This window comes from Exiguobacterium sp. N4-1P (assembly GCF_002214325.1).
The window spans coordinates 352,897-374,240 of record NZ_CP022236.1 but is presented as its reverse complement, the minus strand read 5'-3'; the positions used below and the strand labels follow the sequence as shown (position 1 = coordinate 374,240).

Below are 21,344 nucleotides of genomic sequence, written 5' to 3'. Positions count from 1 at the left end.
ATTCAACCATTACGATACCTTTTCCGACAACTCATCCGAAGATTCGATTTCTACGACTTGATATCGTTTCAACACAAAAATACCGGCTAGCATCACAAGCAATCCAGTGACTTGTCCGAGCGAAAGCTCAAGTTCCGGTAAACCGAACCAACCGAACAAGTCGACACATAATGCAAAACTCAGTTGCGAAATCAAGACGACCGAAATCGCAATCGATGGACCGAGCAGCTGAATCCCGCGCATCACACAAAATACGACACCGACACCGACCAGACCACCGAATAAATAAAGCGGTTCGACCGTTTGAATGTTCGAGAATGTGCCACCCCGAAATACGAGTAGCGCAAACAGTGAACCGATGAACCCGACAAAAAAGACGAGGGTCGTCGTCGCCCATGCCCCGAACGCATGACTCATCTGTGCATTCAATACCGTCTGTAAACTAATCATCATTCCTGCCGTAATCGCACAAAACATACCTAGTCCCACGCTAGCCCCTCCTTATTCGTAACTATTGCCATTCGCTTTTTCTTTAATCCGCTCTACATCTAAAATAATGATTTTCCCGCGTCGTCTCGCCAAGATTTCTTCTTCACAAAGTGTTGAGATGATACGGTTTAAATGACGGTAACTCGTCCCGAGCCAATCGGCGACGTCATGGAGATTCGACGTTCGCATCTCTTGATAAAACAGACTGTCGGAAACGTCCGAGGTAATCGATAACAGATATCCGGCAAATCGTTCTTCGACCGAATAGAGGACATGAAATGATGCTGATTTCGAGTCCGCGTACCACTTGGTCGTAATGACCCGCAGTAAAAATTGTAAAAAGGTGTTCGTCGTATTGTGCTCACGTAAGATCGCATACGGAATGCTGAGTGCCACGACGTCCGTAATCACCTCGATGGTATTCAAGACTTCCCGTTGATTGATATATTCCGCATCACCAATCACCGTCATCGCCTTTTTGAAGCGTAAAATCCGTTGTTTCCCTTCAGCCGATGCTGCAGAGATTTTAATTTTTCCTTCGACGATGAAATACATCCGGTCAATCGGTTCACCCGTCACACATAACAGGTCCCCTTCCGAAAACGTTTCGATGCGTAAATAAGATTTACTGGTCTCCGTAAAAATATCCGCTAAGTCGTACTGTTTTAAATAGGTCTCAATCGTCTGCATAGGCCCTCCCTTTAGGACAGTGAAAAAATCGCAACTCCGGCAAGCATCAAACTGATCCCGATCCACTGTCCCCGGTTACTCCTTTTTTTGATGACACCAAACCAGCCGTTCAAATCAATCACGAATGCACATAAAATTTGTGCGACGAGCAACAAACACATCGCCCACGTCATGCCAAGTAACTGAATCGACGTCAGTTCGGTCACGACGACGAGTACGCCAAGGAATCCGCCACTGGCATAGAGGAGCGGAAGCTGTCGAAAACCGCCGATTTTCCGGTCACGAACCACACTATAAATCGCTAAGCACCCCATCAATCCGACGAAATGAACGATCGTCACCGAAAACCACGGACCAATGGCATCTCCTAAACGGGCATTAAAAATCCCCTGCAACGCAATGAATAGTCCACTCATTAATGCGAATATAACTCCCTGCACTTTAAGGCACCTCCTTTTGTTTCTTCTGTTATGAGTAGACACTATTTTCACCTTATCTGAAAAGGACAAATGTCCCATTTTAAAAAATTGTATAAAAAAAGACGGATTGCCCGTCTTCAGCGTGTAGATAATCGATTAAGAGGCGTAACCATGCGATATCGGGATGCAATCCGTTCGCGCTTCCCCGTCTCGCCTCGTCTTCAAAGCGGTATTATCTAAAAAAAACGTCATGTTTCGTTGATTCCTACGGGGAAAAGTGCGTTTTTTAACGCACGTTCAGAGGCAGGCAAGACCCTGCGCGTTGTCCGTTAGGATCAAGGAGCAACGGCTTGCGCCTCGCCCGAGGAAAGCAACGAATAACGACGCTTAATCTCCCGATCGCACGTTGTCTACAATCCGCCTCACTTCTCGATTACATATAATCCGCCCGCACCCGTTCAATTTGCGTATACGCTTCCTGTTGCATCCGCTCGAATAATTCAGATACGGTCGGAATATCTGTAACGAGACCAGACACGAGACCGGCGTTGACATACCCGTTGACCTCGTCACCATCGACCGCACCCGTCACGTGATACGCTTCTGTCGTCTTCGCGTTAAACTCATCAAGCGACGAAACACCTTGTAGTGCAGCAACGTACGGTCCATTTAACACACGCCGGACACGACCGACGGAACGACCGATGATTCGTGTCTCAAGATCCGTTGCTTCTACGAGATGGTTCTTGTAGTTCGCATGAACGACTGCTTCTTGCGTCGCAATCAGACGCGTTCCAAGCTGCACCCCGGACGCACCAAGCATCCAAGCGGCTGCAAGTCCACGACCGTCTCCAATTCCCCCAGCCGCGATGACGGGAAGTCTGACATGATCCACGATTTGCGGAACCAGTGTCAGCGTCGTCAGCTCGAGCGGTGAATTGATACCTGCCGCTTCCACACCTTCTGCAACAAGCAAATCGACCCCGGCCGTTTCTGCCTTTAATGCGTGTTTGACTGACGCGATGACCGCAATCGTCGTAATTCCGGCCGGCCGTAAACGTTTAGTATAGGGTGCTGGGTTTCCGGCTGATAAGGACACGACCGGAATCTGTTCTGCTATCGCTAATTCAATCAGGGCTTCCGTATGCGGCGAGACACCAATCGCAATGTTCAAGGCAATCGGATGCGTTGTTAATTGACGGGTCTGCTCAATCAAACGGCGCATTTCTTCCGGCGAACGTGTGCCACAACCGAGTGTTCCTAAACCACCGGCATTCGAGACGGCTGCCGTTAAGGCAGCATGACTGACATTTCCCATTCCGCCTTGGATGATTGGAACGCGGATTTGCAGTAACTCACATAATCGGGACATCGTCTTCCTCCAATCTGCTGTTTAAGAATGATATACTAAGTAAGACTGAATTGAAATTCATTAATCGGAAAAGAGGGATTTTTATGAATATTCCATATCGTGATACGACACCTAGACTTGCGGAGACCGTCTTCGTGGCGCCGGGAGCATTCTTAATCGGTGACGTAACGATCGGTGAAGAGTCAACGGTTTGGTTCAACGCCGTATTACGCGGGGACGAAGGACCGATTACAATCGGGAAGCGTTGCAGCATCCAGGACAACGCGACGATTCATTTATACGAAGGGGCACCTGTCATCGTCGAAGACGAGGTGACGGTCGGACATAATGCGATTCTCCATGGCTGTCGCATCGGTCGCAGATCGATCGTCGGCATGGGGGCGACGGTCCTTGATCACGCCGAAATCGGTGAAGAATGTATCATCGGCGCCAATACGTTGATTCCCCCGGGCAAGAAGTTCCCGCCCCACTCCTTGATTGTCGGGTCCCCCGGTAAAGTCGTGCGGCAGTTGACACCAGCTGATCTCGAGATGATTCAGGAATCAATCGACTCCTATGTTGATAAAGGGTACGCCTTCCGGGAACAGCTCGGACAATAACTGTTTTCCACATGCGAAAAGTGAACTTCCAGAAGACCGGAGTTCACCTGTAATAGATTCATTTCTCAATTGACGCTACGGTCGTAAGCACAAGGTTACTTGCGCTTACGACCGCTCCGCAAACAATGGATGCTCCGACGCATCGTAGTCAGCACTTTTTTGTGTCACGTCGTGTGTCTCTTTGAAAATCGACTCAAAAAATCGGCTGGCCGGTGCCGCAAGCAGGCGATAGTATTGTTCGAACAATACTGCCGCATGGTGTCCGTTCCAGGCATCCGGAAGTAATTCTTGCGGCAGACCAGGATCCGTAAACAAAAACTTCCGGTATTCATGGACGAGCTTCGTCCGTTCGACAAAACACTGTTCCTCATCCATCTCTCCGAGTTGGATTTGGCTTTGATGGACGATGTAACGCCGGCTGTACTCAACGATGAATGCTTCGTACCGCGCTTGTAACTCGTCGAGTGGAAAAGCACGTTCGACGAGCGATTGATCTTGTTGCGGTCCGTGGTATTCGCCGACGAAAAAATCGACGTATTCGGTAATCTGATACGCCTCGATCAGACGTGTCGCTTCTTTTTCAAGCGGGTTCGGAGAAATCCAGACCCCGTTTGATAAGTTACCGAAACCACTCCACGTCAGTTCCTTCCGCAACTCATCCCGAATCTGACGTTTTTCCTCCGGAATCGTATACATCAATGTCCGCCATTTCCCATCCCAGACGTGTGGCGTCGACTTGTAAATCCGCCGCGCCGCCTCTTCCATCCGTTCGACCCCACGGTCCGTCAGCGAATAAAAACTTTTTGTCCCTTGTTTTTCAGAAATCAACCATCCTTGCTTGACCATTCGTGAAACGGCAACGCGAACGGCTTGTTCGTTATGTCCGAACTCCTTCAACAACCGAATCAGACTTCCCACCCAAACCTGATTCCCGTAGTGCCGGATGTAATCGCCATAAATCGTAAAAATCATCGATTGGGTATTCGCACTCATGTCATTCACTCTCTCTTTGATATAACGTTTTTTTGTGTACCGTTAGTATACGTGTTATTTCAGGTGGCGACCATCCTCATCTCCCTTGAAACTGCGGTGTTCGCTTCTCAGCAAAGGCGCGGAGTGCTTCAAGCCGGTCCTCGGTCGGTATGACTGCCTCATAGGCTTCCGTTTCAAGTCGTAAGCCGTCAGCGAGCGACACATCCATTCCGCCGTCGATCGCTTGTTTCGCCTGACGAATGGCAATCGGCCCATTGCGGAGCATCGCTGCTGCAAGTTCAAAGCAAGCCGGTAACAACGCATCCTTTGTCGCGACGACTTGCGAGACGAGCCCGTATCGTTCTGCCGTCTCGGCATCAATTTTCTTCGCCGTAAAGATCAGTTCTTTCGCCCGTGTCTCCCCAATCAGACGCGGAAGGCGTTGTGTTCCACCCGCTCCCGGGATGATACCAAAGCTCGTTTCCGTCAGACCGACCAACGCGCCGTCGACGATGATCCGGAAATCGCAGGCAAGCATCCACTCAAATCCCCCGCCAAGCGCGTGACCGTTAACTGCTGCAATCGTCGGTTGAGGCAACGCCGCGATGCTCGCAAAGACTTCACGGATTGCCAGCACATTCCGACGGACTTCTGTTTCATTCAGTGTCACCCGCTCTTTTAAGTCAGCACCGGCACTAAATGCTTTCCCTGTCCCGGTAAATACGACGACCCGGACCGATTCGTCCGTTTTGACGGCATCCACAAGTTCCTGTAGCTCGACCAGCGTCGGATAATCAAAACAATTCATCCGTTCCGGACGATCAATCCGAATCAGCGCAAGTTGTCCACTTCGTTCAAAATGAATCATGTCAGTCCCTCCCGTTCGACTATCAAGGCGATTCCTTGTCCGACCCCGACACACATCGTCGCCAGCCCGTATGTCCGGTTCGTCCGCTTCATTTCATGCAACAAGGTCGTCAAAATCCGGGCACCACTTGCACCGAGTGGATGACCGAAAGCGATCGCCCCTCCGTTGACATTGACCTTTTCCGCATCCAGACCAAGTTCATGGATACAGGCTAAACTTTGTGCGGCAAATGCTTCATTCAGTTCAATCAGGTCGAGTTGCTCGATCGTCAGTCCTGCGCGCCGTAACGCTTTTTTCGTCGCGTCAATCGGACCAATCCCCATGACGGCAGGTTCGACACCTGCCGTCGCACTTGCCCGGTAAAACCCGAGCGGCGTCAGTCCAAGCTCGCGTGCGTGTTCCTCACTCATCAACAGCAAGGCTGATGCACCATCATTGACACCTGACGCATTCCCCGCCGTGACCGTTCCGTTTGGAAACAACGGGCGCAATGTGCCGAGCTTCTCGTGCGTCGTCTCCGGGCGCGGATGTTCATCTTGACTGACCTCAAGCATCGCTCCCCGTTTATTTGCGTAACGAACAGGAACAATCTCGTCCTCAAAACGCCCACTGTTGATTGCTTGTTTTGCCCGGAACTGGCTTGTATACGCGAAGTCGTCCTGGGCGTCCCTGCTGATTCCGTAACGCGACGCGACATTCTCCGCCGTTTCCGGCATCGAGTCGGTTCCGTATGTTTCGGCCAGCCGTTCATTGACGAACCGCCAGCCGATTGTCGTATCGTATAACGTTTGATTGCCACGCGGGAACGCCGCATCCGGTTTCCCCATCACGAATGGAGCACGCGTCATACTTTCCGTCCCGCCGGCGATATAGACGTCGCCTTCGCCTAAGGCAATCGCCCGTGCGGCTGCGATGACAGCATCAAGTCCGGAACCGCATAGCCGATTCATCGTCGTTCCGCCGACGCTGACCGGTAAACCGGCAAGTAAGCCCGACATCCGGGCGACATTCCGATTGTCTTCCCCCGCTTGGTTCGCGTTGCCGAAAATGACTTCTTCGATTGTTTCAGGGGCAACTTGTGTATTACGGGCGAGTAAGGCTTCGATGACGACTGCTCCTAAGTCATCCGGACGGACGTCTTTCAACGCCCCATTGTACCGTCCGATCGGTGTCCGGACGGCATCGATGATTGCGACACGCCTCATGGTGCCTTCACCCCGCTTTTCGCATAGTCATATACTCCGCGTCCCGTCTTACGACCGAGCCGTCCCGCTTTGACGTATTGCTCGAGCAATGGAGCCGGACGGTATTTTTCTCCGAGCTTCTCATGTAAGTAACGTAAATTATGCAGACGGGTATCGAGCCCGACTAAGTCTCCCAGTTCGAACGGTCCCATCGGATAATTCAACCCGAGCTTGATCGCCTTATCGATTTCTTCCGGCGTTCCAAGTCCTTCTTGTAGCATGTAGAAGGCTTCGTTACCGACGAGCGCACTGATCCGTGACGTGACGAACCCCGGGAACTCCTGAATGACGACCGTTTCTTTCCCCATCCGTTCGGCGACGTCCGTCAGCGCCGTCACGGTCTCATCCGACGTCTCAAGTCCACGGACGAGTTCGACAAGCGGCATCAGATGAACCGGATTAAAGAAATGCATCGCCATGACACGGTCCGGTCGCATCGTGAACGAGGCGATTTCCGTCGGGCTCATCGTCGACGTGTTCGTCGCGAAAAAACATGCCGGGCGGGCTGCGGCTTCAATCGTCCGGAAGACGGACTGTTTAATCTCGAGCCGTTCCGGAACGGCTTCAATCACGAGATCGGCGTCTGCTGCGGCCGCTGTTAAGTCTGTTGAAAAACGAAGGTGCAAAAACAGTTGTTCGACTTCATCCGCCGACATCTTCCCGCGGACGATTCCTTTTTCGGCAATCCGTTCCAACTCCTGTTTGGCAGAAGTGAGCAAGGCAGTTTCGATATCGACGAGTGTGACTTCGAATCCTTTTGCGGCTGCGACGTAGGCGATTCCGCGCCCCATGACGCCTGATCCAACAACGACAATCTGATTAATCATCTGAATTCCTCCTTATAAAAAAATGTGCGGACTCGCGTCCGCACGTTGGTGTTTACAGTCCGAACGGATTAAGCGGACGGCTTCCGTAATACGATAAGATACTTTTCGTTTCCGTATATAAATCAAGCGTTTCGATACAGAGTTCACGACCGAAACCGGATTGTTTGTAGCCACCGAACGGCGTACCCGGGAACGCGGAGAACGGACAGTTAACCATGACGATCCCGGCTTTGATTTGGTTCGCGACTCGTGTCGCCCGCGCCCCGTCCTTCGTCCAGACCGCTGAACCGAGACCAAATTCCGTATCGTTCGCGAGACGGACTGCTTCTTTTTCATCTTTGAATGGCATAACGACGACGACCGGTCCGAAGATTTCTTCCTGGACTGCCTTCATGTCCTGCGTGACGTCCGTGATGATCGTCGGTGCATACCAGAAACCTTTTTCGAATCCTTCGACCTGTTCGACTTGACCGCCCGCAAGGATCGTGGCCCCGTCCGCTTTTGCCGATTGGACGTACCCGTCGATGACATCGAGTTGCTGTTGATCAATGATTGCCCCGACATGTGTCCCTTTATCGAACGGGTTCCCGAGGACAAGTTGCTTTGTCTTCGCGACGAATTGTTCCATGAATGTTTCGTAGATGTCTTCATGGACGTAAAGACGTGACCGTGCCTCACACGATTGACCGCTGTTATAGAAGATGCCGAACAATGAGCCGTCGACAGCAGCCGTGATATCCGCATCTTCAAAGACGATGTTCGGTGACTTGCCGCCGAGCTCGAGCGTGACACGCTTCAGTGTCTCGGATGCCCGACCCATGATGTCTTTTCCGACCGGTGTTGAACCGGTGAAGGCTACTTTATCGACGTGCGGATGCTCGACGAGATGGTTTCCGATTTCGCGTCCTGATCCCGGAATGACGTTGACGACGCCTGCCGGGACACCGGCTTCCAGACAAATTTCTCCGAGAATGATGGCAGTCAGCGGCGTCAGCGTTGCCGGTTTGATGACGACGGAACAACCGACCGCGATCGCTGGTGCGACTTTCCAGACAGCCATCATCAACGGATAGTTCCATGGAATGATTTGGGCACAAACACCGACTGCTTCTTTTTCTGTGTAGTTGTGGAATTGTCCCGGCACGTTATTGACGACACCGCGGTGACCGACGATCGCCCCGGCATAAAATTCGAAGTCTTCGATTGCCTGCGTGACTTGTCCTTGCGCAGCCGCTAACGATTTTCCGGTATCGAGAATCTCGAGTTCCACGATTTCATTGAAGCGCGACCGCATGATGCTTGCGATTTTGTTCAGGATTTGCGCACGACGACCAACTGGCCACATCTTCCATTTGCCATGGTCAAACGCCTCACGTGCTGCTTTGACGGCACGGTCGGCATCTTCTTTGGACGCTTTCGCCACTTCTGCCAAGACTTCGCCGGTCGCCGGGTTATAGGTCTTAAACGTCTCGCCTGTCGTGCCTTCGACTTGTTCCCCATTGATGACGAGGTGGTAGACCGACCGTTTCATTTCGATTGTTTTTTCGTGTACCGTTGACATGACATCCACTCCCTTTTTAGTTTCCTTTGAATGTAGGTTGACGTTTTTCGAGAAAGGCTTGCATGCCTTCCGTTTGATCGTCTGTCGCAAATAACAAGTAGAAATTTCTCCGCTCGTGTTCCATTCCGTCCTGAATCGACAAGTCGCCGGCTTTATCGACGGCATCCTTAATCAGGCGGACCGACATCTTCGGTTGCGCCGCAATCCGGTGGGCAACGGTCAATACCGTCGCTTCGAGTCGGTCGGCTTCGACGAGTCGGTTGACGAGGCCAAAACGCTCCGCTTGATCTGCTGTCATCTGCTCCCCCGTCCATAACCATTCGAGGGCACGTGTCCGGCCGATCCGTTTCGTCAGTCGCTGTGTTCCGCCTGCTCCCGGCATGACACCAAGATTGACTTCCGGGAAACCGAACCGTGTCGTATCTGTTGCATAAATTAAATCGCAGGCAAGTGCCAGTTCAAACCCGCCACCCAGGACGTAGCCGTGAACGGCAGCGAGCAGCGGTTTCTTCAACCGGCTGATGCGATCCCAATCGGCGAAAGGGTCCAGGAGTTCCATCGAAATCGGTGTTGCCTCTACCATCTCGTCGATGTCTGCCCCGGCAGAAAATGATTTTCCGGCGCCACTCAATACGATGGCACCAATCGTTTCGTCGCGGTCGAACTGCTCCATCGCTTCGACAATTTCACGAATCATTGCCCGGTTGAGGGCGTTGTAGCGCTCCGGACGATTGAGAATGACGCGTCCGACCGTTCCATCAATCGCTGTTTTAACGTACTGTTGCATCGGCATGGACTTCTTCACCAATCATCAATGTGACGAGATCCCCAGCGAAGCTCATCAAGTCCTTCCCGGATGCTTTCCCTTCAAGTGAACGCATACCGGCCTGCATCGTCTCGTGACTTTCGTAGACCATTTCACACATCAAATAATATTTTCCTTCGCCACCCATCGGTGAACCAACGATTTTCGTCACGGTCATCTCTTGTAAGCCGGGAATTTTAGCCGTGATCGGACCATGAACATTGAAGTAGTGCTCGTCAAACTGTTCCTTGTTCTCCGGGTGTTTATAAAGCGCGATTAGTTTTACCATATCAATTACCTTCCTTCACATGAGAGTAGAGACGGGTTTCATCGCCTCGAATGGATTTTTACACGTTTTACAGTACAGAATGCTGCGACATGCCGTCGGACCAAAGAGGTTTTCGATCGATACGAACGTCGAACCACAGTACGGACAATCAATTTCCCAAGATCCGTCGACGACGCGTGGTGGTGCAATCCCGAATGACTTCAGTCCCTCGATGCCCTGCTCAGTGATCCGGTCCGACGTCCACGGCGGGTCAAAGATGAAGACGACGTCGATTGTTTGTAACGCCGTAATTTGCTCGAGTGCTGCAATCGTATTTTTTTTGATGATGTCGAGTGCCGGACATCCGAGGAATGTCGGAAGCAACGTCACCCGAATCGCGTAACCGGTCGCAGATTCCGTCAACTCCATCTTGTCGAACATACCGAGATCAAGAATGCTGACGGCATCGATTTCCGGATCCTTGACGGTATCGAGCGCGGCCTGGATTTCTTGTTGTAACGCAAGCGTCGTCATGACGCATCCCTCCTCACCATACGGCGGACTGGTCAATCAAGTAGACTTCTCCGAGCGTCGACAAGGCATCGTTCAAGTCAGCCGAATGTTCACCGTTGCGACCATTGGCTGACATCCGCATCTCCGGTAACGTGACATCCAACTCGACGAGCGTCGGCGTCAATGTCTGATACCACCGATCAAGTAAGATGCCTTGCCCTTCAATCAATCGCATCTCTTCAATCACGTCACCGTGCTCCCCGTAATCAAACATGTCGCCGAAGTCCGCCAGCACTTGTTCGAGTGCCGCATCCATCTTTTGACGTGCCGTCGGAGTCGCTTGATAAAGTTGCGTGAACCACGTTTGCCAGTGGAGCAGGTGATAGTACAATTCCATATTGATTTTGACAGCGGCTGCCGCGAGTGGGGCATAGCTGCTGTTTTTTAAAGCATCGATGCGGATTTTTTTCGCCAGCGTGTAACAGTAGTTCCGGACGACGGCATACGCCCAGTCATATTCCGGTGTCTCCATGTAGTATCCGGGACCGTTGACCCGTTCGACGAGAATCGAATTTTTCCGTTCATGCGCCAGTCGGACGTGTGCCAATGCGTCCGCCTTCCCCTCCCCTAACTCTTCGAGCAACTGATAATACATCGCCGCGTGTCCCATCGAATCCTGGGCAATGGATGAGGACGCAACATCTTCTTCGATATGCGGTGCCAGACCAAGCCATTCCGAGCCGCGGAACGCATAAAGAAAATCGTCATCCGCTAACTGATACAGTAACGCTGCGAGCGCTGTCCGTTCTTGCTCCGTCATTTCGAGTCGCCTCCCTGCCAAGACATGATTTCTTTTTCGTCGAGCATCTGCTGTTCATAATGGCGCCACTTTTTCTTCAAGTAGCCGTACCCTTTCGTCGTCCGGTAATCCTTGTTATCGAGTCGCGTCAACATCTGCTTTTCGTCCGGAGTCAGGCCGCGGACGTCCGTCCGTTTGACGACCCAAATGTCGACGACCGGTTCGCGGCGCATGAAGTTTTCTTGCGCCATCAGTAACGCCATTTCCTTGTTTGGTGCAAGCAAGCTGAATTGATGCGTGAACGCGGCGTTCGGCGTCCGTTTACTAAACACTTCGAACTCCTGATAAAATGTTTCCGTCATGTCGTTCCCCTCCTTCATGCCATCGTCTTGGCCAACGCTTCACGGACCCACGCGTTATTTTGATAAGACGTCCGGCGTAAGGCGAGACGCTCCTTCGAACGCGGTCCTCCGCCTTGAATGATTTTCTTAAACTCCGACCAATCGGGCTGGGCATAAATCCATTGTCCCGATTCTTCGTCAAAACGGAGCGTTGGATCCGGAATGACCAGTCCAAGCGATTGAATCCGCGGGACATACTTCGTAAAGAAATTTTGGCGGAGTTCTTCGTTTGTCTTCGTCCGAATCTTATAGGCAATCGTGATGTCTTGTTTCGATGTTCCGGTCGTTTCTTTTGTCGCCGGACCGAAGAACATCAAGAGCGACTCCCACCATTCATCCAGTGATTCCTGAATCATCGCTTTTTGTTCGGGTGTTCCTTCAGCAAGTGCCATGATGATTGATTCACCATGCTGCGCATGGAACACTTCTTCCGCACAAATTCGTTGTAAGGCACGGGCATACGGACCGTATGACGCCCCTAACATGTTCGTCTGGGTGATGATTGCTGCACCATCAACGAGCCAACCGATCGTTCCGGCATCTGCCCACGTACGGGTCGGCATGTGGAAGACGTTGTGAAACTTCAGACGTCCCGTAAACAGGTCATCCATCAAATCACCGCGCGTTTTCCCGTACGGTTTCATCAAATCCTCGACGACGCGGAGCAACAGTTGTCCGTGCCCCATTTCATCCTGGACTTTCGCCATGATCCCAAGTTTTCGCCGGAGGGACGGGGCTTTCGGGACCCATTCCTTCTCTGGTAAGGCGCCCATGATTTCGCTGATTCCGTGCATCGAAATCAATTTGATTAACGTATCGCGGTAAAACGCAGGCATCCAGTCATCGGCTTCAATCTTTTCACCGTTCTCGATTCGTTCCGTGAACCGGGCGAGCTTTTCATCTTCCGTCATGACTTCCGGTTCGAACAAGTGTGTTGCATCGTACATGTTGAGTTCCTCCTCTTGTCTTAAACAGGTTCTTTATCCGACGTTTCGGTCCGACGATCGACAATCCGCTCTGCTTTTCCTTCTGAACGGGTGACGCCATACCGCGGGTGACAGATCATTTCAATCGAAATCAGGCATTCTGATTTGATGGCTTCACAGACGGTTCGCATGACTGCTTCCTGCTGCGTCTGTTCTTCGAGCTCGACGTGCAGCTCGATCGCATCAAGTCCATGTCGTTTGACGAGATGAATTTGATAATGTGGTGTGACACCATCTTGTTTCAATAGGACACGTTCAATCTCCGACGGGAAGACGTTGACACCGCGGATGATCATCATGTCATCCGTTCGTCCTGTAATCCGGGACATCCGGGTCGTCGTTCGACCGCAAGCACATGTTTCACGTGTAATCGAAGCGAGGTCCCCCGTTCGGTAGCGGATAATTGGAAGCGCTTTCTTTTTTAAACTTGTAAAAACGAGTTCCCCGACCATCCCTTCTGGTAACGGTTCCCCCGTGCTGGGATCAATGACTTCCGTGATGAACAAGTCATCCATGATGTGTAATCCCTGTTGCGCTGGACATTCGATTGCGACGCCCGGACCCATGATTTCGCTCAGTCCGTAAATATCAAGTGCAGTAATATTCAATTTTTCTTCGAGCGTCCGACGCATTTCTTCCGACCACGGTTCAGCTCCGAAAATTCCATAACGTAAGCCCGTTGCCCGGGGATTGATGCCCCGCTCTTCCATCCGTTCTGCAAGGCGCAGCACATAAGAAGGTGTACCGCAAATCCCTGCCGGTTTGAAGTCTTCGATCAATGTGATTTGCCGATCCGTATTCCCGCCTGATACGGGGACGACCGTTATCCCGAGTTTTTCTGCTCCGGCATGTAAACCGAGCCCACCCGTGAACAGTCCATAACCATACGCGTTATGCAACAAATCCGTCCGTTTTGCACCTGCCATGACGAGACCACGTGCGACGGCACCTGCCCAGTCGTCCAAATCTTCCTGCGTGTACCCGACGACCGTCGCTTTGCCGCTCGTTCCGGACGAGGCGTGAATGCGCGCAACCTCTTCTTGTTTGACGGCAAACAGCCCGAACGGATAGTTCTCACGTAAATCACTTTTTCCGGTGAACGGAAGTTTTTGAATATCTTCTAGCTGATCAAAGGCAACAGCATCAAGCCCGGCTTCCTCAAAACGTTTCCGGTAAAACGGCACACGTTCCATCGCATACCGGACCGTTTCACGTAAACGATTGAGTTGCAGTCGTTGTCGTGTTTCATGCGTCATCGTCTCAAGTGCCTCATCATAAAACATAGCGCACCTCCCCATTCATTTAACACAATAAAAATACGCCCGTTTAAATTTAGTTATACGTTAAACCTACGATACGTTCACAATGTTGTCAATGATTCATTTTGTTAAAAGCTCCCATATCTTTCGTCACCCAATCGAATCTTCGTCATTTTTCGGATTTAAGGTCTTTTCACCATCATAAAACGGCATAACATACTACTGTTTGGAAAAAATTTCTGAAATGGTTTGCTCATTTTGTAACTGATTGATAAAATATCGTGTGACAAGTGTTATACTATTTTTGGTAAGACCACTTGGAGAGAAACAGATATGTTTTGAAGATAGAGGAGGATTCTATGAAACCTGGTTTAGCCCTTGGTCAGACGGCACGCGTCGAAACGACCGTCACGGAAGAGATGTTCGCACAGTTCGAAGGAACCGTCGTCCATCCCGCCTACTCCACTGTGTCGATGGTTTATCATATGGAGTGGGCCGCCCGCAAAATCATCCTCCCTTATCTGGAATCGTCAGAAGAAGGCGTCGGGGGAGCAGTCAACGTAAAACATCTGAATATGGCACCACTCGGATCACAGGTCAGCATCATAGCGACGGTGACAGAACTGCGGGACAACCGCGTCCGGACAAAAATCGACGTCACGAACGAACACGGGTTGATCGGCGTCGGCGAAGTCACGCAAATCATTTTGGATAAACGATTTATTGAGGACAAGTTGACGACACACGTTTTTTAAACTAAAAAATGAAAGCGCTTACTTAGAAATCCAAGGAGGCTTTGACATGAACATGATCAATCCATCTACAAACACATCTTTATCAATCATGGAAAAAATCGCAGGACACGAGCAGGTCATCTTTTGTAACGATCCGATTTCGGGACTTCAAGCCATCATCGCGATTCATGATACGACACTTGGTCCGGCACTCGGCGGTTGTCGTATGGCACCGTATGCGACCGTCGATGAAGCACTGGACGATGTCTTGCGTCTGTCGCGCGGCATGACCTATAAATGCGCCGCTGCCGACGTCGATTTCGGCGGAGGGAAAGCTGTCATCATCGGTAATCCGGCAACGGACAAAACGCCGGAAATGTTTCGTGCTTTCGGTCGATTCGTCGATTCGTTAGGCGGACGTTTCTATACGGGGACGGACATGGGGACGACGATGGACGACTTCGTCCATGCGAGTCGCGAAACCTCACGGATCGTCGGCATCCCGGAAGCCTTTGGCGGGAGTGGTGATTCGTCGATTCCAACTGCTGAAGGTGTCGTCAATGGATTACGTGCAACGATTGAGAGCCTGTTCGGATCGGACGACTTGAGTCGTGCCTCTTACGCCGTCCAAGGACTCGGAAAAGTCGGTTATAAGGTCGCAGAACAACTTTTACATGCTGGTGCCAATCTGTACGTCTCGGACATTAACGAAGCAGCACTCGCCTCGATCGTCAAAGAAGCCGAGATGACACCGGGAACGGTTCATGTTGTTGCCCCACACGAGATTCACCTGACGGATGCCGATGTCTTCGTCCCTTGTGCCTACGGCGGTGTCATCCGTGCGGATAACATCGCAAGTCTTCCATGTAAGGCAATCTGCGGTTCAGCAAACAATCAGCTCGCAGACGATTCGCTCGCTGAAGAATTGATGCAGCGCGGCATCCTTTATGCCCCTGATTACATCGTCAATGGCGGTGGTCTGATTCAAGTCGCAGATGAACTGTACGGAGCCAATCATGAACGAGTCCTCCTGAAAACACGCCACATTTACGATGCCGTCCTGGAAGTATTCGGACAATCACGTGCCGAGTCAATCACGACACTCGAAGCCGCAAACCGGATGTGTGACAAACGGATTCACGTCCGCGCCCGCCACAATAATATCTTCACGAATACAACGAAACCAAAGTGGAACATTCGCAATCAATCTTGATGGAGGTGGACGAGATGGAATCACAATTCCCGATTCAACGTATCATCGACGATGCCGGTCAAATCGTCGACGAGACGAAACGAGACGCTTTGACGAAAGAATTAGCGTTACAGTTATTCACGCACATGAACCGGATTCGGACATTCGACCGAAAAGCGATCAACTTGCAACGCCAAGGACGGCTTGGAACCTATGCCCCGTTCGAAGGACAGGAAGCGGCTCAAGTCGGCAGTGCCCTGGCGTTAAACGACACGGACTGGATTTTTCCGACGTACCGTGATCACGGGGCGACATTGACATTCGGTGCCGATATGGTCCGGACACTCCTTTACTGGAACGGACGGGTCGAGGGGTGTGTCCCGACGGATGACTTGCATATCTTCCCCCCTGCCGTTCCGATTGCCACACAAATCCCCCATGCGGTCGGTGCCGCTTGGGCGGAAAAACGAAAAGGAACGTCCGCCGTCTCCGTTGCCTATTTCGGAGACGGGGCGACGTCTGAAGGTGACTTCCATGAGGGGATGAACTTCGCAAGTGTCTTCCAGGCACCGGTCATTCTGTTCAACCAAAATAACGGTTATGCGATTTCTGTCCCGATCCAGAAGCAGATGCACTCGGAGACCATCGCCCAAAAAGCACTCGCTTACGGCATGCCGAGCGTCCGGATTGATGGAAACGATGCCTTTGCCGTCTACTTCACGATGCAAGAAGCTGTCGCCCGCGCACGGAACGGTCAGGGACCGACATTGATCGAGGCCGTCACATGGCGGTTCGGTGCCCATACGACAGCGGATGACCCGTCGAAGTACCGCGATCAAGAACGGTCGCGCGACCGTGTCGATCCGCTCGAACGCCTCGAACAGTTCATGCGTACGCAAGAGTTTTACGACGAGACGGAAATCGATGCAATCCGGAAACGTCACCAAACGGAGGTCGAGGAGGCCGTCAAAGCGATGGAAGCCTTCAAGCCACCGGCAATCGATGACCTGTTCGATCATACCTATGCGACGTTGCCAGCAGACGTCGCGCGTCAAAAAACCGCTTACCTGACTGCGAGGGGGAACTAACATGGCGACACCAATCAATCAGCAAACCGACATGACGCTCATCCAAGCCGTCACGGATGCATTACGCATTAAATTAGCGACCGACGACACGACGCTTGTCCTCGGCGAAGATGTCGGGAAAAACGGCGGTGTCTTCCGGGCAACGGACGAACTGCAAGCCGAATTCGGCGAGGACCGTGTCATCGACACCCCACTCAGTGAAGCGGGGATTGTCGGGACCTCGGTTGGACTTGCCGTCAATGGCTTTAAACCGATCGTCGAAATTCAATTTCTCGGGTTCATTTATCCGGCTTATGAACAAATCATGACCCACGTCTCGCGCATTCGGATGCGGACGATGGGACGCTACAGCGTACCGATGGTCATTCGTGCGCCGTATGGTGCCGGAATCCGCGCCCCGGAAATTCATTCGGACAGCACGGAAAGTTTATTCACCTCGATGCCAGGACTCAAGGTCGTCTGCCCTGCGACGCCTTACGATGCCAAAGGACTGTTACTTGCTGCGATCGATGACCCCGATCCCGTTCTGTTCCTCGAGTCGATGCGGAGCTATCGCGCTTTCAAGGAACCCGTCCCAAATGAAGCCTATACGATTGAAATCGGTAAAGCGAACATCGTCTCGGAAGGGACCGACGTCACGTTGATTGCCTGGGGTGGAATGGTGCAAGTCGCTCAAAAAGCAGCAGCACAGGCAGAAAAACAAGGTCTCTCTTGTGAAGTGCTCGACCTGCGGACACTTTATCCGCTCGATCAAGAGACGATCGCTGCCTCCGTCCAAAAAACAGGACGGGCCGTCATCGTCCACGAGGCCCACGCGATGGGCGGTCTCGGGACAGACTTGATTGCTTTGATTAATGACACATCCTTCCTCTACTTACGGGCACCGATTGCCCGCGTGACCGGATTTGATGTTCCCGTCCCGTTGTTCGCACTAGAGGATCACTATATTCCGACACCCGCCCGCGTACTTGAAGCGATTACGCGTACGGTCGACTTCTAAGGAGCTGAGTTTATGACTGAAGTGAAACTACATGATGTCGGAGAAGGCATGACGGAAGGTGAAATCGCCCATTATCTCGTCAAAATCGGTGATCACGTGACGCTTGATCAACCGGTTGTCGAAGTGTCGACCGATAAAATGGTCGCTGAACTGCCGGCACCGATTTCCGGCGTCATCAAAGACATCTTAATTCCGGTTGGACAGACCGTCACTGTCGGAACGACACTCCTCCTGATTGAATCCGGTGACGAGGAAGCGGCAACACGCGAAACCGTCACCGAGCCATCGCGTCCTGCCGTGAACGCGCGAACACCGCTTGCCATACAGACGCGCCGTGTCCTCGCGACACCGTACACACGAAAAATCGCTCGCGATCACGGAATTGATATCGAACAAGTACCCGCATCGGACCCATCCGGACGCGTTTCGGAAGAGGATGTTTTGCAGTTCGTCACAAGTCGAGAATCCGCGTCACCTGTCCGGCCTGAAGCCGTCACGGCTCCTGAGGCGGTCACACCGCCAGCTACTCCGACGACGTTACCGTTTCGCGGGATCCGCAAACAGATTGCGAAGAAGATGACGCAATCGCTCTTTACGATTCCTCATGTCACGCACTTTGAAGAAATCGACATGACTCGTCTCCTCGTGCTGCGGGCAGAACTAAAAGCGAACGGGACACCGATCAGTGTCAACGCCTTCTTCGTCAAGGCACTTGTCGTCGCCTTAAAAGACTTCCCGGTCTTCAATGCCAAACTGGATGAAGCCAATGATCAAATCATTTTAGAGCAGGAGTACCATATCGGCATCGCGACGGAAACGGAAGACGGCTTAATCGTCCCTGTCGTCCGTCAAGCCGACCAGCTCTCACTCCGCCTGCTACATGAACAACTCGCCGGACTGCACACACGGGCGAAAACAAACGAGTTGCGGGCGGGCGACTTAAAAGCGAGCACGTTTACGATGAGTAATGTCGGACCGCTCGGTAGTACCGGTGCGACGCCCATCATCAACTATCCGGAGACCGCCCTGATCGCTTTTCATAAAACAAAAAAACGGGCTTGCGTCGATGAAAACGATCAAATCGTCGTCCGCTCGATGATGAACGTCTCGATGTCGTTTGATCACCGTGTCGCGGACGGAGCGACGGCCGTCGCCTTTACGAATCGCTTCGCCGGTCTGATTGAACAACCGACTACTTTATTAATGGAGTTGATTTAAATGGTCGTAGGAGAACTGACACAAGAGCGTGACCTCCTCATTCTCGGGGGTGGACCGGCTGGTTACACAGCTGCGATTCGGGCGAAACAGCTTGGACGCAACGTCACATTGATTGAACGGGAACGACTCGGCGGAACATGCTTGAACGTCGGATGTATCCCGTCGAAAGTATTGGCGCATGCTGCGCAGGAGCGGACACGTCTCTCACACTTGACGGCACTCGGCTTTTCCATCGAAACGACACATGATTTCGGCCAGTTAGCAAGCTACCGGGACCAAGTCGTGACGAAGCTGCGCCAAGGCGTCGAAGCGCTATGTAAAGCAAATGATATTGAATATATAACCGGATCCGCGTCCTTCCTCTCAGACGACCGGATCGGTGTCGAACACGGACATCAGTTCGATACGTATCGTTTTCAAGATATCGTGATCGCAACCGGCAGCCACAGCATCCGTGAAGAATCATCCGTTCTCTTGAACGCGGAACAACTGTATCAATTACAAGAGTTACCGGACAGTCTGATTATCATCGGGAACGATTATATCGCGATTGAAGCAGCGATGAGTTTTCAAGCACTCGGGACAGATGTGACGTTGATTGCTGACGGATTCGAGTTCGACACAAGTCTCGAAAAAGAATTGAAGCGGACGTTCAAAAAACAAAAAATCACACTTGTCAGTGGCACTGTGACGACGATTACACCGGCGGATACTCACGTCGACGTCACAATCGTCAAGGCTGAACAAGAAAAAACTGTCCAGGCCAGTTACCTCTTCCAGTCGTTGCCACGCGTAGCCAATACACTTGATTTAGGTGTCGATCGGCTTGGTCTGACGTTAAACGAGGATGCAACACTAGTCGTAGATGCGCTTGGTCGAACAAACTTCCCCCATATTTATGCGATTGGGGACGTAACACCTGGTCCGCAACTCGCGACGCGGGCAATCCATGAAGCAAAACGGACGGCGGAACATCTCGGTGGCGCTTCACCTGATACGACGATTCCTTACTTCCCGACAATCATCCGCTCACTTCCGCCAATCGCTTCCATCGGCTTGACGGAACAAGCAGCCACTGAAGGCGGGTTCACGGTGCAAGTCGGACAGTTTCCATTGACGGCAAACGGGGCGAGCAGTATCGATGCGGCCAGCGGTTTTATCAAAGTCGTCTCGGACGCGAAGACATCACTGATTTTAGGCATTCATATGATTGGGGACGGTGCCCTTGAACTCGCCGGTACATGTGCGCTTGCCCTTGAAATGGCTGCGAAACAAGAAGATTTACGTTTTCCGGTCCAAGCACACCCGAGTCGCAATGAAGCCTTGACGGAAGCACTCGAAGCACTGGTCGGACAAGCAATCCATCTTCCACCACGTCAACAGGCTGTCTTCTCGAACACGTAACCACACCACTTGTTTTTGAAGGAGCAATGCCCGATGGAACTTTACTTTACGAAACTTGAATGGGAACACCATTGCTTTCCGATTGCTGCGACGTCGGACGGTCTCTGTTATGTCGGTGCGTTTGACGAACCGTCCGAACTCTTTGAAGACTGGAAACGAAAGCATCTTCCACGGGCTGAAGTCTTAATTGACGATTCAAGAATCAATCCGTACCGGGAGCAACTGCTCGGTTATTTGCAGGGAGAGCGGACGGCCTTTACATTGCCACTTCACCCGATCGGGACACCGTTCCAGCTCGATGTCTGGCAAGCATTGCAAGCTGTTCCATACGGAAACACTACAACGTATTCCGAGATCGCAGCGGCCGTCTCACGCCCTCGTGCCATCCGGGCAGTCGGCACGGCAATCGGGAAAAACCGGTTGCTGTTAGTCATCCCCTGTCACCGGATTGTCGGTAAAAATGGTGGTTTGATTGGCTACTGGGGTGGATTGAACATGAAACGCCGCTTGCTTGCCTTAGAGCAAGAAGTCAGTCCGAATTCAATGTAATTGAAAACCCGAGCGACTCCGTTTTCTAACAAGAAGCGGAGCACTCGGGTTTTCTCGTAGACACGGCGTTCATTACGTCGCGGTTGA

The 21,344-nt window shown here is 51.9% G+C and carries 24 protein-coding genes; 8 read left to right on the top strand and 16 right to left on the bottom strand.

Annotated features, from left to right (window positions below):
• Window positions 1-9 precede the first annotated feature (9 nt).
• From A0126_RS02000 to A0126_RS01985, 4 genes are all read right to left on the bottom strand, one after another.
• Window positions 10-489, bottom strand: a complete 480-nt coding sequence (locus tag A0126_RS02000) for a DMT family transporter (protein WP_088836226.1) — start codon at window positions 487-489, stop codon at window positions 10-12.
• Window positions 490-501: 12 nt separating this feature from the next.
• On the bottom strand, window positions 502-1,179 hold the full coding sequence (locus A0126_RS01995; RefSeq protein ID WP_088836224.1) for a Crp/Fnr family transcriptional regulator: 678 nt from the start codon (window positions 1,177-1,179) through the stop codon (window positions 502-504).
• A gap of 11 nt (window positions 1,180-1,190) precedes the next feature.
• On the bottom strand, window positions 1,191-1,619 hold the full coding sequence (locus A0126_RS01990; protein ID WP_088836223.1) for a DMT family transporter: 429 nt from the start codon (window positions 1,617-1,619) through the stop codon (window positions 1,191-1,193).
• 412 nt (window positions 1,620-2,031) lie between these two features.
• Window positions 2,032-2,970 carry an NAD(P)H-dependent flavin oxidoreductase gene (locus tag A0126_RS01985; RefSeq protein ID WP_088836222.1) on the bottom strand — a complete coding sequence of 313 codons (939 nt, stop codon included), beginning with the start codon at window positions 2,968-2,970 and terminating at the stop codon, window positions 2,032-2,034.
• A gap of 83 nt (window positions 2,971-3,053) precedes the next feature.
• On the opposite strand from A0126_RS01985, the gene A0126_RS01980 reads away from it, so the two are divergent.
• A complete protein-coding gene (locus A0126_RS01980) occupies window positions 3,054-3,569 on the top strand; it encodes a gamma carbonic anhydrase family protein (protein ID WP_088836221.1) in 516 nt (171 codons plus the stop codon).
• 105 nt (window positions 3,570-3,674) lie between these two features.
• On the opposite strand, the gene paaX is transcribed toward A0126_RS01980, so the two are convergent.
• From paaX to A0126_RS01920, 12 genes are all read right to left on the bottom strand, one after another.
• The gene (gene paaX / locus A0126_RS01975) at window positions 3,675-4,562 is read right to left on the bottom strand and encodes a phenylacetic acid degradation operon negative regulatory protein PaaX (protein ID WP_088836220.1); all 888 of its coding nucleotides are present in this window, start codon (window positions 4,560-4,562) and stop codon (window positions 3,675-3,677) included.
• Between the two features lie 76 nt (window positions 4,563-4,638).
• Entirely contained in the window at window positions 4,639-5,409 is a 771-nt protein-coding gene (locus A0126_RS01970; RefSeq protein ID WP_088836219.1) for an enoyl-CoA hydratase-related protein, read from the bottom strand.
• On the bottom strand, window positions 5,406-6,614 hold the full coding sequence (locus tag A0126_RS01965) for an acetyl-CoA C-acyltransferase (protein WP_088836218.1): 1,209 nt from the start codon (window positions 6,612-6,614) through the stop codon (window positions 5,406-5,408). The genes A0126_RS01970 and A0126_RS01965 overlap by 4 nt, the downstream gene beginning before the upstream one ends.
• Entirely contained in the window at window positions 6,611-7,480 is an 870-nt protein-coding gene (locus A0126_RS01960; protein ID WP_088836217.1) for a 3-hydroxyacyl-CoA dehydrogenase, read from the bottom strand. Before A0126_RS01960 ends, A0126_RS01965 begins: the two co-directional genes overlap by 4 nt.
• 52 nt (window positions 7,481-7,532) lie before the next feature.
• Window positions 7,533-9,041, bottom strand: coding sequence for an aldehyde dehydrogenase family protein (locus tag A0126_RS01955; protein ID WP_088836216.1), 1,509 nt, complete (start codon window positions 9,039-9,041; stop codon window positions 7,533-7,535).
• A 16-nt stretch (window positions 9,042-9,057) separates the two neighbouring features.
• Complete coding sequence (locus A0126_RS01950) at window positions 9,058-9,834, bottom strand: enoyl-CoA hydratase/isomerase family protein (protein ID WP_088836215.1); 777 nt, start codon at window positions 9,832-9,834, stop codon at window positions 9,058-9,060.
• Window positions 9,812-10,135 carry an EthD family reductase gene (locus A0126_RS01945; RefSeq protein ID WP_029332541.1) on the bottom strand — a complete coding sequence of 108 codons (324 nt, stop codon included), beginning with the start codon at window positions 10,133-10,135 and terminating at the stop codon, window positions 9,812-9,814. The genes A0126_RS01950 and A0126_RS01945 overlap by 23 nt, the downstream gene beginning before the upstream one ends.
• A 15-nt stretch (window positions 10,136-10,150) precedes the next feature.
• Window positions 10,151-10,648, bottom strand: a complete 498-nt coding sequence (gene paaD / locus A0126_RS01940; RefSeq protein WP_088836214.1) for a 1,2-phenylacetyl-CoA epoxidase subunit PaaD — start codon at window positions 10,646-10,648, stop codon at window positions 10,151-10,153.
• 13 nt (window positions 10,649-10,661) lie between these two features.
• A complete protein-coding gene (paaC, locus tag A0126_RS01935; RefSeq protein WP_088836213.1) occupies window positions 10,662-11,447 on the bottom strand; it encodes a 1,2-phenylacetyl-CoA epoxidase subunit PaaC in 786 nt (261 codons plus the stop codon).
• Window positions 11,444-11,788 carry a 1,2-phenylacetyl-CoA epoxidase subunit PaaB gene (paaB, locus tag A0126_RS01930; protein ID WP_029332538.1) on the bottom strand — a complete coding sequence of 115 codons (345 nt, stop codon included), beginning with the start codon at window positions 11,786-11,788 and terminating at the stop codon, window positions 11,444-11,446. Before paaB ends, paaC begins: the two co-directional genes overlap by 4 nt.
• Before the next feature lie 14 nt (window positions 11,789-11,802).
• Window positions 11,803-12,774, bottom strand: a complete 972-nt coding sequence (paaA, locus tag A0126_RS01925; RefSeq protein WP_088836212.1) for a 1,2-phenylacetyl-CoA epoxidase subunit PaaA — start codon at window positions 12,772-12,774, stop codon at window positions 11,803-11,805.
• 20 nt (window positions 12,775-12,794) lie between these two features.
• Window positions 12,795-14,096: a phenylacetate--CoA ligase family protein gene (locus A0126_RS01920; RefSeq protein WP_088836211.1), complete on the bottom strand. Its 1,302-nt coding sequence runs from the start codon at window positions 14,094-14,096 to the stop codon at window positions 12,795-12,797.
• Window positions 14,097-14,431: 335 nt separating this feature from the next.
• Here A0126_RS01920 and A0126_RS01915 point away from each other — a divergent pair, with 335 nt between their 5' ends.
• Genes A0126_RS01915 through A0126_RS01885 form a run of 7 tightly spaced genes read left to right on the top strand, consistent with a single transcriptional unit; the run spans window position 14,432 to window position 21,257 of the window.
• Complete coding sequence (locus A0126_RS01915; RefSeq protein ID WP_088836210.1) at window positions 14,432-14,827, top strand: thioesterase family protein; 396 nt, start codon at window positions 14,432-14,434, stop codon at window positions 14,825-14,827.
• Between the two features lie 46 nt (window positions 14,828-14,873).
• Window positions 14,874-16,019 carry a Leu/Phe/Val dehydrogenase gene (locus A0126_RS01910; RefSeq protein ID WP_088836209.1) on the top strand — a complete coding sequence of 382 codons (1,146 nt, stop codon included), beginning with the start codon at window positions 14,874-14,876 and terminating at the stop codon, window positions 16,017-16,019.
• A 14-nt stretch (window positions 16,020-16,033) separates the two neighbouring features.
• A complete protein-coding gene (pdhA, locus tag A0126_RS01905) occupies window positions 16,034-17,086 on the top strand; it encodes a pyruvate dehydrogenase (acetyl-transferring) E1 component subunit alpha (RefSeq protein WP_088836208.1) in 1,053 nt (350 codons plus the stop codon).
• A gap of 1 nt (window position 17,087) precedes the next feature.
• Window positions 17,088-18,086 carry an alpha-ketoacid dehydrogenase subunit beta gene (locus A0126_RS01900; protein WP_088836207.1) on the top strand — a complete coding sequence of 333 codons (999 nt, stop codon included), beginning with the start codon at window positions 17,088-17,090 and terminating at the stop codon, window positions 18,084-18,086.
• Window positions 18,087-18,098: 12 nt separating this feature from the next.
• Entirely contained in the window at window positions 18,099-19,304 is a 1,206-nt protein-coding gene (locus A0126_RS01895) for a dihydrolipoamide acetyltransferase family protein (protein ID WP_088836206.1), read from the top strand.
• On the top strand, window positions 19,305-20,708 hold the full coding sequence (locus tag A0126_RS01890; protein WP_088836205.1) for a dihydrolipoyl dehydrogenase family protein: 1,404 nt from the start codon (window positions 19,305-19,307) through the stop codon (window positions 20,706-20,708).
• 33 nt (window positions 20,709-20,741) lie between these two features.
• Window positions 20,742-21,257, top strand: coding sequence for a methylated-DNA--[protein]-cysteine S-methyltransferase (locus tag A0126_RS01885; RefSeq protein ID WP_088836204.1), 516 nt, complete (start codon window positions 20,742-20,744; stop codon window positions 21,255-21,257).
• Window positions 21,258-21,344: the final 87 nt, after the last annotated feature.

Coding starts and splice junctions, on each gene's coding strand:
- A0126_RS01995 (WP_088836224.1), bottom strand. CDS start 1,179: ATGCAGACGATTGAGACCTATTTAAAACAGTACGACTTAGCGGATATT.
- A0126_RS01985 (WP_088836222.1), bottom strand. CDS start 2,970: ATGTCCCGATTATGTGAGTTACTGCAAATCCGCGTTCCAATCATCCAA.
- A0126_RS01980 (WP_088836221.1), top strand. CDS start 3,054: ATGAATATTCCATATCGTGATACGACACCTAGACTTGCGGAGACCGTC.
- paaX (WP_088836220.1), bottom strand. CDS start 4,562: ATGAGTGCGAATACCCAATCGATGATTTTTACGATTTATGGCGATTAC.
- A0126_RS01970 (WP_088836219.1), bottom strand. CDS start 5,409: ATGATTCATTTTGAACGAAGTGGACAACTTGCGCTGATTCGGATTGAT.
- A0126_RS01965 (WP_088836218.1), bottom strand. CDS start 6,614: ATGAGGCGTGTCGCAATCATCGATGCCGTCCGGACACCGATCGGACGG.
- A0126_RS01960 (WP_088836217.1), bottom strand. CDS start 7,480: ATGATTAATCAGATTGTCGTTGTTGGATCAGGCGTCATGGGGCGCGGA.
- A0126_RS01955 (WP_088836216.1), bottom strand. CDS start 9,041: ATGTCAACGGTACACGAAAAAACAATCGAAATGAAACGGTCGGTCTAC.
- A0126_RS01950 (WP_088836215.1), bottom strand. CDS start 9,834: ATGCCGATGCAACAGTACGTTAAAACAGCGATTGATGGAACGGTCGGA.
- A0126_RS01945 (WP_029332541.1), bottom strand. CDS start 10,135: ATGGTAAAACTAATCGCGCTTTATAAACACCCGGAGAACAAGGAACAG.
- paaD (WP_088836214.1), bottom strand. CDS start 10,648: ATGACGACGCTTGCGTTACAACAAGAAATCCAGGCCGCGCTCGATACC.
- paaC (WP_088836213.1), bottom strand. CDS start 11,447: ATGACGGAGCAAGAACGGACAGCGCTCGCAGCGTTACTGTATCAGTTA.
- paaB (WP_029332538.1), bottom strand. CDS start 11,788: ATGACGGAAACATTTTATCAGGAGTTCGAAGTGTTTAGTAAACGGACG.
- paaA (WP_088836212.1), bottom strand. CDS start 12,774: ATGTACGATGCAACACACTTGTTCGAACCGGAAGTCATGACGGAAGAT.
- A0126_RS01920 (WP_088836211.1), bottom strand. CDS start 14,096: ATGTTTTATGATGAGGCACTTGAGACGATGACGCATGAAACACGACAA.
- A0126_RS01915 (WP_088836210.1), top strand. CDS start 14,432: ATGAAACCTGGTTTAGCCCTTGGTCAGACGGCACGCGTCGAAACGACC.
- A0126_RS01910 (WP_088836209.1), top strand. CDS start 14,874: ATGAACATGATCAATCCATCTACAAACACATCTTTATCAATCATGGAA.
- pdhA (WP_088836208.1), top strand. CDS start 16,034: ATGGAATCACAATTCCCGATTCAACGTATCATCGACGATGCCGGTCAA.
- A0126_RS01900 (WP_088836207.1), top strand. CDS start 17,088: ATGGCGACACCAATCAATCAGCAAACCGACATGACGCTCATCCAAGCC.
- A0126_RS01895 (WP_088836206.1), top strand. CDS start 18,099: ATGACTGAAGTGAAACTACATGATGTCGGAGAAGGCATGACGGAAGGT.
- A0126_RS01890 (WP_088836205.1), top strand. CDS start 19,305: ATGGTCGTAGGAGAACTGACACAAGAGCGTGACCTCCTCATTCTCGGG.
- A0126_RS01885 (WP_088836204.1), top strand. CDS start 20,742: ATGGAACTTTACTTTACGAAACTTGAATGGGAACACCATTGCTTTCCG.